Raw genomic sequence first — 12,209 nt, 5'->3', positions numbered from 1 at the left:
AGTTTTTTATTAACTCAATCTTTTATCCGTTTATTCCACCGTCACCGATTTCGCCAAGTTACGTGGCTTATCGACGTCGCAACCACGGGCGAGCGCCGCATAATATGCCATCAACTGAACCGGTAAGACGTTGATGAGCGGTGCCAAGAGTGGCTCGACATGCGGCAAGATGAAGTCATCGTTCTCATGTTCGACGCCTTGCATGGAGATGATACAGGCGTTCGCGCCACGGGCCACGACCTCTTTGACATTCCCGCGAATATTCAAGTTCGTCTTCGGTTGCGAGATGAGCGCGATGACCGGTGTCCCGTCTTCAATCAAGGCAATCGACCCATGCTTCAGTTCCCCACCTGGGTACCCTTCCGCTTGGATATACGAAATCTCTTTTACTTTGAGCGCTCCTTCGAGACAAACAGAAGCGTCAAGCCCACGACCGATGAAGAACGTGTTTGGTGTCGTCTTCAAATAACGTTCCGCGAGATCCTCAAACAGTTCTTTTTGTGCCATGATCGAATCCATGATCGTCGCAACACGAGCGAGTTCCGGCATTAGATTGAACGGCAACTCTTTCCCGATCGTACGGGCGATGTCATACGCAAGAATCGCAAGGACTGCGATCTGTGCCGTGTACGCTTTCGTCGAGGCGACGGCAATCTCCGGTCCGGCGTGGAGGAGCATCGTTTCGTTCGCTTCACGCGACAATGTCGATCCCGGTACGTTCGTCATGGTAAGTGCTTTGTATCCGCGTTTTTTCACTTCGACGAGGACAGCACGGCTGTCCGCTGTCTCGCCGGATTGTGATAAAAAGACAAACAATGGACGTTCACTTAAGAGTGGCATGTTATAGCCAAATTCAGACGAGACGTGCACTTCTGTCGGAATGCCGGCGATGCGCTCCAAAATATCTTTTCCGACGAGTCCGGCGTTATAGCTCGTCCCACATGCGACGATATAGACGCGGTCCGCTTCTGACACGAGCTCACGCACGCCTTCTGCGAGCTCGATGTCACCGTTCTCGTTCTGGTAGTGCTGGATGATGTTGCGGATGACGGCCGGCTGCTCGTCCATCTCTTTCAACATGTAGTGCGCGTACGTGCCCTTCTCGATGTCTGACGCATCGATCTCGGCCGTGTATGGTGCACGCTCAAGTACTTCACCGTCGAGCGTCTTGATCGTCGCCGACTCACGTGTGAGGATGACGATTTCACCGTCGTGGAGCTCGAGGTACTGGTCTGTCACCTGGAGCATCGCCATCGCGTCTGATGCGACGACGTTGAACGTGCCGTCACCGAGTCCCACGAGGAGCGGTGACTTGTTCTTCCCGATATAGAGGCGTTCTTGGTCCTCTGAGTCGATCATCGCGATCGCGTACGAACCGTGGAGGTCCGAAAGCGTCTTGCGGAACGCCGCCTCGACATCGCCGAGTTCGACGAAGTGTTTTTCCATGAGCTGGACGATGACTTCTGTGTCCGTCTCTGAAAGGAACGGGACGTCGAGCGTGGCTTTCAATTGTTCATCGTTCTCGATTACGCCGTTATGGACGAGCGTGAAGCGTCCAGTCGTGCTTTGGTGCGGGTGGGCGTTCGGCACGCTCGGTACCCCGTGTGTCGCCCAACGCGTATGACCGATTCCGATCGTCCCTTCAGCATCAGCCGGTACGATGTCACGGAGTGCTTGAATTCGTCCTACTTCTTTGAACGTACGAACGTCCTCGTCGACTAATGCAATTCCTGCTGAATCATAGCCACGATATTCGAGCTTTTCTAGCCCTTTCAATAAAATCTCTTTCGTTCCAACTTGTCCGATCATCCCTACGATTCCACACATACTAAACTCTCCTCTTTGCTTCGATTTCTCGAAAAAGGAAACGGGCTTTTTTGAGTGATGTCATCAAGTCTCGTTTTGTCCGCCCGGTCACCCGAACGTTTTATCAAGACTCTCTCAGTCGTGACACGCGACTGGAAGGCATCCGCCGAAATCTCGATCACCTTCGTCCTCGTCAACTCCGCAGAGTTCTGGCGCTTCCACTTCATATCTAGCCGTTTCTCCAGATACGCTTTCATGCTATCGAGTACAAGGCGTGTTGGATAGAGAAATTGTTAAAGTAGTCGCTAAATACTTTTTTACCGTTCGTGTAAAAGTCACCACTTTCACTAAAAAGCCATCAATCCATCAGGTTTTCGAGTAGGGAGAGAACGGGCATGATACAAGTAACGAGTAAAGAAACGAGGGGAAACACATGGGTGGAATCTTCCTATTGATCGGCATTCTGTTATCCGTCTTATCCAGGTGGCTCGAATTTGAAGGGAATGACACGTTAGGGGACGTCATGTTGTTTCCTGCGATCTTCTTCATGGCTATGGCTTTTCTCTGCAGTTTCCCTTATTTCAAGGAATGGTGGGAAGACCGCTCCACCCGGAAGAAAGCATTCTTATTCGTGATTTTTGCCGCAGTCGGTATCCTATGTCTGCAAGCCGCTTTCTGGTTTGTCGTTTGGCGCGATCAATGGCTCGGACTCCTTCTCCTTCTTCCCTTTGCGGCATGTGTGGGGTTCATCGCTCGATTATTCAAATAAAAGGAGGATGCGCAATCGCACATCCTCCTTGTTAATTTACGGTGAAGTCAACCATCACACCGTAATGATCACTCGGTACAACATCCCTACTCGTCCGCATGTCGCCGAATACATCGATATGCTGAACTCCGAGTTCACTACATTCCGAACGAAACAGAATCCAATCATATCGTTCAGGCTGCTCGAGATGAGAAGATTGCAAGTATGGATTGTGCTTTACGTCTAACGTCGGTTGTGATTCTCCCGCAACAAACGTCGTCACGTCCAGCCACCCTGCATCTGATACATCATCATAGATATTCGATCGAGGATGATCATTGAAATCTCCACACAACACCTCAATCGCCTTTTGGCGCCCCTTGCTTAACCAGTCTCGTACCACTTCCATCTGGCATTCTCGAATCGAAGAAGAGCGCCAGTTCAGATGCACATTCGTGAGTCCCCATTCCTGACCGCCGAAGATAAGCGTCACTCGGGTCGCACAAAAGTTTGACTCTTCCACATCCTCTTCCCAAATCGCTTCAACTGAAGACAAGGGAATTTTACTCAAAAAAGCGAGTCCTTCGTCCGGTGAGTCGGGGTAAGCATGAAAGACACAGTACGGATAACCCGTCGCTTCCGCAATGTCATGAGCCACACTACCCTCTTCGTAAGAACGGACTTCTTGAAGTGCAATTACGTCCGCGTCGATTCGTTTTACTTCTTGGCAAATCGCGTCGATTCGTTTTTGCCATAGCGTGTCATGGTTCCAAATGTTATACGTCGCAATCCTCACTTCATATTCCCACTTTCTCGAGTGAGTCACGCGCTCCCCCATTTTTGTTCTTCTTTTAACTCTCGTTCCGTGACATAGTTCTCGTCGAGACGAACCATATATCGCTCGTACCATTTATGACCGATGACGGATATGACACCTCCAGTCACCATCAACCCAATAAAGTAAGGTGTCTCAATTTGTTTCGTGACCCATCCGAACATGAGGATGAGCAAAATCGGGAACGTCAAAAAATTAAAAATCGACATCAAGTGTATGTGACGTTTGGCGTCTCGATTCGTTAAATACTTCAATTGAATCGTTTCTTTCTTCCAAGATTTTTTAATCGCAAATAAGCCCGCAAATTGACCAATCAAAAGAACAGTTCCTGCTGACACCCATCCTTTTTCAGTCGCCACAAACAACGATATACAGATCATCCACGACAGAAAAGTAAAGACTCCATTCTTTTCAGTTTCCACTCTGACAAGCTCTCTCATCTGATCACGCTTGTTCACGACGTTGCTCCTTCTCGTATTCACGGACCTCACGAATTTCTTTTAAATCTTGATCCGTCAAATAGTTCTCGTCATAAGATTGAATGACGCGGTCGAACCGCTTCGCCAAGTATTCAATCCCGAAAAACGTCAGTTGCGAAAGGAGGAACATACGGAACGATTGTGTGCCCGTCGCTTCACTCGTGAAATAGAAGAGTCCATAAATCCCGACACCCGTCAAAGCGAGCGTATGTGCCATCATTTTGAACGATAAGAGGTTTCGTGCCGTCTGATTCGTCACAAAGCGCAGCCACATCCGATATTGTATAAAAATACCCGTCAAGACTGCAGCGAGCACCGCATATAACGTTCCCGTAACAACGCCGTCCGAAAGTGTCCAATACGAGGCATAAATCAAAAAACTGACGACGAGTCCGATTCCGATGATGCCGACACCCCATTTGGTCAAGCGGTCTACTTTTAGAATCGTGTCGATTTGCGCTTTTACTTTTGGTGATGGTTCCATACGTGACCTCTCCCTTCAATCACCTCTTCATACGTCGGAAACCCTGGTTCAATATGTTGGAGTTGTTTTGTGAACCATTTCTGACGGATTGGACTGAGTAGTCCCCATATCCCAAAAAAGAGACCGATCATAAGACCAAAATCTCCCGTTGTCAGCAGCGTCACCATAAGAGCCGTCAACAAAATCGCATCCACCCATTCGAATACGTATTGAAAAATAAGGAATCGATGGACCTTCGGATGCTCGGTCATTCGCCACATGATACGCATCTCTTGATAGCCCGTCACGACGATGATCACGGAGACGGACGCCATGATAGGGATAAGCCACATTTTCTCTAATAAGAGAGCGACAATAATGGCCGTGACATAAAGAATCAAGATGGGTACGGCATACCGTCGCATTCGTCGCATCCACTTTACGCCTTGCTCCACCTATATCGCCTCCTTGTCTATTCTCATATACCCTTCGTCTTGTTGTTTCGTTTGTTTGTTCACGTTCAACGTCCATAGCATCGCACAACCGATGAATACCGTGACACACATATACGCCACGTTTGATGTGAACAATAGTTGATGATTCAACGCGAGGAAAAAGGCAGCACTGTTGATCCCGTCCCGAACGAGTTGACGACGATACAACCCTTTCAGTTCTGGTTGAAACCTCAGACGCATTCGATAGCGCTTCACATATAAGATGTTCAGCGGAATGAGCGTACAGGCGATATAGAGCACGCCCCACGTAAGGTCATCTGTTAATAAACTGATTGGTAACATCAGTACTACGAATGTTCCAAATATACCGAAAATCCATTGGTCGAATAAACGTTTCCATACTTTTTCTTGTGTCATCCGTTCAATCATTGATTTCGTCGCTCCAAATCTAACTGATGTAACAGCGGAACACATTCATTTAACTTCTTTTGAAGCATCCGCGATATCTGATCGCTTACTACTCCCCATACGAGAAGTCCAATCGCTAACGTCAAACTGTCATATTGAAAGATGAGCAAAGCCGAAATCAAGGAGACGAGCACACCTGAACTGATCAAATCATACAGTAGGTTCCACTTCAGTAATCGTACGGCATCTCTGTCCTTCATATACGCACGACGCATCCGATACTTTTTCACGTCTAATCCAATCATGGTCATTCCAATCAAGACGAAAGGGATCGTCAACCAGACGTAACGTCCGAAAAAGGATAAAATAATGGCCGTCAAAACAAATACCAATAATGTATAGCCTAGCCGAAGGTGTGACTTGCGCCATGTGGTTTCTTCCGTATACCAATGTGTCTCAGTCAACTAGAGCACTTCCTTTCTTTCCTGTGCATTAATCCTCTATACGTACTCTATGCCATTATTGTTTCACATTTTCCGAATATTCTCGCAATGAATCGTTCGACTTTTTTCAACAATTGATAAATGAAACGTATCCGCTTACAAAGGTTATCTGCTATACTGTTACCAAATTCATTCCCACAAATTTTTTTGAAAGGTGTAGAACTGTATGTCTCCGAAGTACAAGCAAGTTGCGAGTCAGATTGAAGCGGATATCGTCAATCACGTCTACCAACACACGAATAAATTATTGACCGAAGATGAATATGCCAATAAATATGGCGTCAGCCGTAACACGGTCCGAAAAGCAATCGAGATCCTCGTCAACAAAGGATACGTCTATCAAGTTCAAGGGAGCGGCGTCTTCGTCCGTGACCATTACAATAGCGATTACATCAATTTAGAAAAGCTCCAAGGTCTCACAAGTGACTTCAGCGGTCGAAAAGTTGAGACGCGCGTCTTACACTTCGAACAGACGGTCGCGAACGATGAGGTCGCCGAACGTATGAAGTGCCCGATCGGGACGCCTGTCTACTTCGTGAAGCGTCTACGTCTCGTCGATGACCATCCGTTCTCGGTAGAGGATTCATACTTCCGAAAAGAGCTCGTCATCTACTTGGATGAGAACATTGTTCAGAAATCGATTTATACGTACTTACGAAGCGATCAAAAACTTGCGATTGGATTCGCCGACCGAGTCATTTACGCAGACTTTTTAGATTCAGAGTCCGCCGACCTACTCGACCTGAACGAGAATGACCCTGCACTAATCGTCGACAATACCGTCTATTTGACGAATGGACAAATCTTCGACGTCTCTCGTTCCATCCATCATTTTAAACATGTTAAAATGCTCAAAGTCTCGAACATCAAGTCCTAAACGCGCCCGAGAGATGCTTTTCTCGTGCGCATTTTTTATGCCATTTTTTCGAAAAGAAAGGGTTTACACGAAAACGCTTTCGTGCTACTATCAACGTGTAGAAAATATTTGTACCTATGAATTTTAGTTATCCATACAAAAAGGAGAGATATTATGGTTTCTGAAACAATCGACATCTCACCGGAAGATATTTTCGGTCTCATCGCCCTCTCGGGTGACGCCAAAGCGAGCTACCATCAAGCGATGCTCCTCATGCAAGAAGGAAAGAAAAAAGAAGCCGAGGCAGCAGTCGTTGCTGGTGACGCGACATTAAAAGAAGCACATGCGATTCAAACAAAATTCGTCACGCTCGAAGCACAAGGTAAATCGGCAACGGTCGGTGTCCTCATGGTGCACGCGCAAGATCACTTGATGAACACGATTCTCGTCAAAGAAATGCTTGGATATATGATGAACATGCAAAACGAAATCAACGAATTGAAAGGAATGGATCAACAATGATTAAAATCGGACTCTTCTGTGCGGCAGGTATGTCAACAAGTATGTTAGTAGAAAAAATGAAAGCGGTTGCCTCTGAACGCGGCATCGAAGCTGAAATCGCTGCTTACCCAGAATCGGAGATGGAAACTTACGTCGACAACATCGACGTTGCACTTCTCGGACCACAAGTGAAGTACCTCCTTTCAAAAGGGAAGCAAATCTGCGAACCAAAAGGTGTTCCAATCGACGTCATCAACACAGTCGACTACGGCATGATGAACGGTGCGAAAGTATTAGACCACTCATTGAAACTTGTAAATAAATAAACTGAGGTGATGACTTTGAAAATGCCTAACAATTTCTTGTTCGGCGCCGCTTCGGCCTCTTACCAGGTCGAAGGCGCATGGAACGAGGACGGGAAAGGTCTCTCGAACTGGGACGTCTTCTCGAAAATTCCTGGTAAGACATTTGAAAACACAAACGGTGACGTCGCAGTCGACCATTACCATCGTTACAAGGAAGACATCGCGCTCATGGCGGAGATGGGACTCGAATCGTATCGCTTCTCGATCTCATGGCCGCGTATCTTCCCGAACGGTACTGGTGAAGTGAACGAAAAAGGACTCGAGTTCTACAACAACTTGATCGACGAATGTTTGAAACATGACATCGTCCCATTCGTCACACTCTACCATTGGGACCTTCCACAAGCACTTGAAGAAAAAGGCGGATGGAAGAACAAAGAGACGGTTGACGCATTCGTCCGTTTCGCCGATACTTGCTTCCAATCGTTCGGTGACCGTGTTAACCATTGGATCACGTTTAACGAAGCGGTCATCTTCTGCTCACTTGGATACTTAACAGGCGCACACCCACCAGGGATCGAGGGCGACGTCAAAGGCTATTTCCAAACGACACATAACGTCTTTGTCGCTCACGCTCGTGCAGTCGAATTGTTTAAACAAAACGGTCACACTGGCGAAATCGGGATCACACACGTGTTCAACCCGGCGTTCAGTATCGACGACGCAGAAGAGAACAAGTTTGCTGAAATGCATGCGAACGCTTATGCGACACATTGGTTCTACGATCCGATCTTGAAAGGTGAATACCCAGAGTACGTCGTGAACGGTCTGAACGAACAAGGTCTTCTCCCTGAAATGACGGAGGAAGAGCTCGACGTCTTGAAACGTACCGCTCCGATGAACGACTTTATCGGTCTCAACTACTACAGCCCACAGCGCGTCATGAAAAATGACTCAGCGCTCGTCATGGCTGGTGGACGTGAGAACTCGACAGGTCGCCCGGGTAACCCATCGTTTGATGGCGTCTACAAGACAGTCAAGATGGACGACAAAGTGTACACGAAATGGGATTGGGAAATCTCACCGGAAGCGTTCCTCGATGGGATGCACATGTTAAAAGATCGTTACGGCGACGTCAAAATCTATATCACAGAGAACGGTCTCGGTGATGTCGACCCGATCGTCGACGGTGAAATCATGGACACGCCACGAATCGAGTACATCGAAGGTCACCTTCGTGCAGTCAAACACGCTGTTCAACAAGGCATCAACGTTGCCGGTTACTATGCTTGGTCTGCAATCGACCTTCTCAGCTGGTTGAACGGTTATAAGAAACAATACGGCTTCATCTACGTCGACCACAACAATGGGCTCGCACGGAAGAAGAAACAGTCGTTCCACTGGTATAAAGAGATCATCGCCACGCGCGCTGAAGACCTATAAGGAGGTTCCCCTATGAGCCGCTTAGAAAGAGTATTTGAAAAGTTCACCCCTGCTTTTGTTCGCTTTGCGAACGCCAAGCCCGTCCTTGCGATTAAGGACGGGTTCATCCTGACGATGCCGATGACCATCATCGGGTCGCTGTTCCTTCTCATCCTGGCATTACCGATTCCAGGTTGGGCTGACTTCATGTCAGGTCTATTCGGAGCAGACTGGTCACTCCCGCTCACGCAAGTCGTCGGCGCGACGTTTGACATCCTTGCTTTGATCGGTGTTTTTGGAATCGCTTACTCATACGTTAAGAACGAAAAGATTGAAGGCGTACCAGCTGGTATCCTTGGAATCATTTCATTCCTCATCATTACACAAGCTTCTGTCTTGTCTGAATCTGGGGAATTCGTCGGTGGCGTTATTCCAAAAGTATGGACAGGTGGACAAGGTGTCCTCGCTGCCATCATCGTCGGATTGACAGTTGGATTCATCTACTCGCAATTCATCAAACGCGGGATCAGCATTAAAATGCCAGACGGTGTCCCACCAGGCGTATCGAACTCATTCTCTGCACTTGTTCCTGGTTTGGCAATCATCTCGCTCGCCGTTGCAACGTTTGCGATTTTCCAAGCGGTTGCAGAGCGTACGTTCACAGAAGTCATCTATGATGTGCTTCAAGCACCACTTCAAAACTTGACAGACACACTCGCTGGAGCCGTTATCATTATGGTGCTCATGTCTGTCATGTGGTGGTGTGGAATTCATGGTGCCGCAATCCTTATGGGAATCATGGGACCACTTCTCACAGCGAACGCGCTTCAAAACCAAGCCATCCTCGATGCTGGTGGTACGCTCGTCGCTGGCGAGAACGCAAAAATCGTTACGATTCAGTTCCTCGACGTGTTCACGAAACTCGGTGGATCAGGGATCACAATCGGTTTCATCATCGCGACACTGATCGTCGCTCGTTCGGCACACTTGAAGCAGCTTGGGAAGCTATCACTTGCCCCAAGTATCTTCAACATCAATGAGCCGGTCATCTTCGGGATGCCAATTGTCTTCAACCCGATCATGTTCGTCCCATTCGTCGTCGTGCCAGCCATCGCTTCATTTATGGTGTACTTCGCCATTCTTTGGGGTTGGGTCGAGCCGTTCAACGCGCTTCAAGTCCCATGGACGACCCCTCCGGTCATCTCTGGTTTCTTGATTGGCGGATGGCGTGCTGCACTCTTACAGATTGCAACGATCGCCATGGCCGTTGCGGTTTATCTCCCGTTCGTTCGCATTCAAGACCGCGTTTCGTACGGTGAAGAATTGAAAGCACAAGAAGGCTCAGATCAAGCATCAGCCTGAAACAAAAACGACAGCCCTTCTCAGCAATGAGGAGGGCTGTTATATTTAGGGAAAAGAGTTAAGGAGTTGGAAATTTGAAAGCTTATTACCCTTCTATATTCGCCGTTATCGCTGGCCTGTCCGGATTACTCGGATTGTTGCTTCAATCGGTCTACCCGATCATGTTGTCTCCCGTCTTTTTACTCATTGCGGGATACTCGGTGGTACATATGAAGAAGCAGAAAACAACCGTCCGAAATTATACAGCGAGCTTTATGATTTTATCGAGTGCCGCCCTCGCATTCGGTCTTGGCTTCCAGTCCATCATCCCGTACGCCATGCTCATCGGGGTCGTGCTACATATGGTCTGTCTGATTGCTGCATTCATCGCGCTCGGACGGTATCGGACTCACATCTCATGAAGGTTGTGACAGGTCTCGGTTGGGGCGCATTGATTCTAACTCTCGTCCTCTCCCCGCTACTTGCCGTCGATTTGATTCTCATCTATTTACTTGAAGACACATCGTTCCGAATCTTATCGACTTTCGCGATGCTCGGTTGTTTCTACCTATTGTCGACGATCCTCAGTTTGTTTGTTGATGGGTTAACGGGAGCGTTACGCTCGTTTAGTCATGTGAACGTGCCGCGTCTACTCGATACAATCCTTCATGGATTCGTGAGCGGGGTTAGTTTATACGTCGTACTGACTCTCTTTCCGTCTATCGATTTATCGACGTTCACCGTCATGGCGATTGTATTCGTGCACTTATTCGGAGCATCGGTTTGGCTAAATCGGGAGGATTCGAAAGAAAAGACGCCACTCGAGTTCGATTCCATCGATCAGCAGATCATCCACCTGTTACGAACCGAAACCATCGTGTCCTGCGTCGAACGCATCCAGCATGATTACCCGGATTTACCGAAACGGGACGTATTAAAGCGAGTCAAACGTATCAGTCAATCTACCGAAGTCACCGAACCTACTTAATGGCCGGTGACTTTTGTGCGTCATCACGAGTGAATCGCGAGCCGTATGCTATAGTTTGAATGAATCTAACGAAGGAAGTGATCAGCATGAAGGCACTCGTCTTTCATCAGTTCGGTGGTCCGGACGTCTTAACATATGAAGAAGTCCCGACACCGATGCCACAAGTCGATGAAGTATTGGTCCGCACAAAAGCCATCGGATTGAACTATGCCGATGTGTATCGCCGGAAAGGCAACTATCATCTTGTCGGAGAATCGCCATACATTCTCGGATATGAAGGAGCCGGTGTCATCGAGGCGGTCGGGGCGAACGTCACATCGCTTCAAGTCGGGGACCGGATCGCTTTTGCGGATGTCCCGCACGCCAACGCAGAATTTGTTGCCGTCCCGCTCGACAAGGCGATTCCTCTTCCAGATGCCATCTCATTCGAAACAGCCGCATCGACCATGCTTCAAGGATTGACGGCCCATTACCTCGTTCATGACAGCTACCGGATTCAACCTGATGATGTCGCAGTCGTACACGCAGCCGCTGGTGGTGTCGGTCAACTGTTGACGCAAATGATTCAACGCCTCGGTGGACAAGTCATCGGTCTCACGTCCACAGTCGAAAAAGTGGCAACCATTCAAACGCATGGTGCCCGTGCTTATCGCTATGACGAAGCATGGGTCGAAGCGATTCGTAACGCTACAGACGGTCATGGGGCCGATGTCGTCTATGACTCGGTCGGTTCGACATTAGAGGATAGTTTCGAAGCGACTCGGATTGGCGGGACGGTCGTCTTCTACGGCATGGCCGGAGGTGACCCAACACCAGTAGACCCACGCATGCTCATGGATACGTCGAAGACGTTGACGGGTGGCGACTTATGGAACGTCCTCACCTCAAAAGAGGAACGGATTCGCCGGTCACACGAATTGTTCAGCTGGATCGAGGACGGTTCACTCGTCATCCCACCACCGACGACGTTCGCCTTGTCAGACGGGGCATCGGCCCACGCCTTTTTAGAGAGTCGGAAGAGCCAGGGGAAAATCTTATTACTTCCATAAATAAACGCCAGCCCGATTTTTCGGTGCTGGCGTTTTATGTGTCTTCTTTA

At 48.4% G+C, this 12,209-nt stretch carries 16 protein-coding genes; 9 read left to right on the top strand and 7 right to left on the bottom strand.

The features are described from left to right. Positions 1–30: 30 nt before the first annotated feature. A complete protein-coding gene (gene glmS / locus KNO90_RS13740) occupies positions 31–1,827 on the bottom strand; it encodes a glutamine--fructose-6-phosphate transaminase (isomerizing) (protein WP_215113864.1) in 1,797 nt (598 codons plus the stop codon). A 412-nt stretch (positions 1,828–2,239) separates the two neighbouring features. On the opposite strand from glmS, the gene KNO90_RS13735 reads away from it, so the two are divergent. After that, the gene (locus KNO90_RS13735; RefSeq protein ID WP_215113863.1) at positions 2,240–2,575 is read left to right on the top strand and encodes a hypothetical protein; all 336 of its coding nucleotides are present in this window, start codon (positions 2,240–2,242) and stop codon (positions 2,573–2,575) included. Positions 2,576–2,606: 31 nt separating this feature from the next. Here KNO90_RS13735 and KNO90_RS13730 read toward each other — a convergent pair whose 3' ends face one another. The 6 genes from KNO90_RS13730 to KNO90_RS13705 are packed head-to-tail and all read right to left on the bottom strand — an operon-like array spanning position 2,607 to position 5,658. Continuing rightward, entirely contained in the window at positions 2,607–3,380 is a 774-nt protein-coding gene (locus tag KNO90_RS13730) for an endonuclease/exonuclease/phosphatase family protein (RefSeq protein ID WP_353048499.1), read from the bottom strand. Beyond that, complete coding sequence (locus tag KNO90_RS13725; RefSeq protein ID WP_214784874.1) at positions 3,377–3,847, bottom strand: hypothetical protein; 471 nt, start codon at positions 3,845–3,847, stop codon at positions 3,377–3,379. Before KNO90_RS13725 ends, KNO90_RS13730 begins: the two co-directional genes overlap by 4 nt. Next, entirely contained in the window at positions 3,834–4,352 is a 519-nt protein-coding gene (locus KNO90_RS13720; protein WP_215113861.1) for a hypothetical protein, read from the bottom strand. The genes KNO90_RS13725 and KNO90_RS13720 overlap by 14 nt, the downstream gene beginning before the upstream one ends. Continuing rightward, the gene (locus KNO90_RS13715) at positions 4,331–4,786 is read right to left on the bottom strand and encodes a hypothetical protein (protein WP_215113860.1); all 456 of its coding nucleotides are present in this window, start codon (positions 4,784–4,786) and stop codon (positions 4,331–4,333) included. The genes KNO90_RS13720 and KNO90_RS13715 overlap by 22 nt, the downstream gene beginning before the upstream one ends. Then, positions 4,787–5,215: a hypothetical protein gene (locus KNO90_RS13710; protein ID WP_215113859.1), complete on the bottom strand. Its 429-nt coding sequence runs from the start codon at positions 5,213–5,215 to the stop codon at positions 4,787–4,789. Further along, positions 5,212–5,658, bottom strand: a complete 447-nt coding sequence (locus KNO90_RS13705) for a hypothetical protein (RefSeq protein WP_215113858.1) — start codon at positions 5,656–5,658, stop codon at positions 5,212–5,214. The genes KNO90_RS13710 and KNO90_RS13705 overlap by 4 nt, the downstream gene beginning before the upstream one ends. A gap of 205 nt (positions 5,659–5,863) precedes the next feature. Here KNO90_RS13705 and KNO90_RS13700 point away from each other — a divergent pair, with 205 nt between their 5' ends. The 8 genes from KNO90_RS13700 to KNO90_RS13665 all read left to right on the top strand — a co-directional run bounded on the left by KNO90_RS13700 (position 5,864) and on the right by KNO90_RS13665 (position 12,159). Then, positions 5,864–6,574 carry a GntR family transcriptional regulator gene (locus KNO90_RS13700; RefSeq protein WP_015880673.1) on the top strand — a complete coding sequence of 237 codons (711 nt, stop codon included), beginning with the start codon at positions 5,864–5,866 and terminating at the stop codon, positions 6,572–6,574. A 153-nt stretch (positions 6,575–6,727) separates the two neighbouring features. Continuing rightward, a complete protein-coding gene (locus KNO90_RS13695; protein WP_215113857.1) occupies positions 6,728–7,075 on the top strand; it encodes a PTS lactose/cellobiose transporter subunit IIA in 348 nt (115 codons plus the stop codon). After that, positions 7,072–7,380 carry a PTS sugar transporter subunit IIB gene (locus tag KNO90_RS13690; protein ID WP_015880671.1) on the top strand — a complete coding sequence of 103 codons (309 nt, stop codon included), beginning with the start codon at positions 7,072–7,074 and terminating at the stop codon, positions 7,378–7,380. The genes KNO90_RS13695 and KNO90_RS13690 overlap by 4 nt, the downstream gene beginning before the upstream one ends. Positions 7,381–7,395: 15 nt before the next feature. Next, on the top strand, positions 7,396–8,802 hold the full coding sequence (locus tag KNO90_RS13685) for a GH1 family beta-glucosidase (protein WP_215113856.1): 1,407 nt from the start codon (positions 7,396–7,398) through the stop codon (positions 8,800–8,802). A 12-nt stretch (positions 8,803–8,814) separates the two neighbouring features. After that, entirely contained in the window at positions 8,815–10,143 is a 1,329-nt protein-coding gene (locus tag KNO90_RS13680) for a PTS sugar transporter subunit IIC (protein WP_214786139.1), read from the top strand. A gap of 74 nt (positions 10,144–10,217) precedes the next feature. Beyond that, complete coding sequence (locus KNO90_RS13675; protein WP_215113855.1) at positions 10,218–10,544, top strand: hypothetical protein; 327 nt, start codon at positions 10,218–10,220, stop codon at positions 10,542–10,544. Further along, on the top strand, positions 10,541–11,110 hold the full coding sequence (locus KNO90_RS13670) for a hypothetical protein (protein WP_215113854.1): 570 nt from the start codon (positions 10,541–10,543) through the stop codon (positions 11,108–11,110). The genes KNO90_RS13675 and KNO90_RS13670 overlap by 4 nt, the downstream gene beginning before the upstream one ends. A gap of 86 nt (positions 11,111–11,196) precedes the next feature. Next, positions 11,197–12,159: a quinone oxidoreductase family protein gene (locus tag KNO90_RS13665; protein ID WP_215113853.1), complete on the top strand. Its 963-nt coding sequence runs from the start codon at positions 11,197–11,199 to the stop codon at positions 12,157–12,159. Positions 12,160–12,209 lie beyond the last annotated feature (50 nt).

This window comes from Exiguobacterium sp. s63, assembly GCF_018617335.1.
In the GTDB taxonomy this organism is placed as follows: Bacteria; Bacillota; Bacilli; order Exiguobacteriales; family Exiguobacteriaceae; genus Exiguobacterium.
The sequence above is the reverse complement of the archived record's forward strand: the minus strand, read 5'-3'. Positions and strand labels throughout refer to the sequence as shown.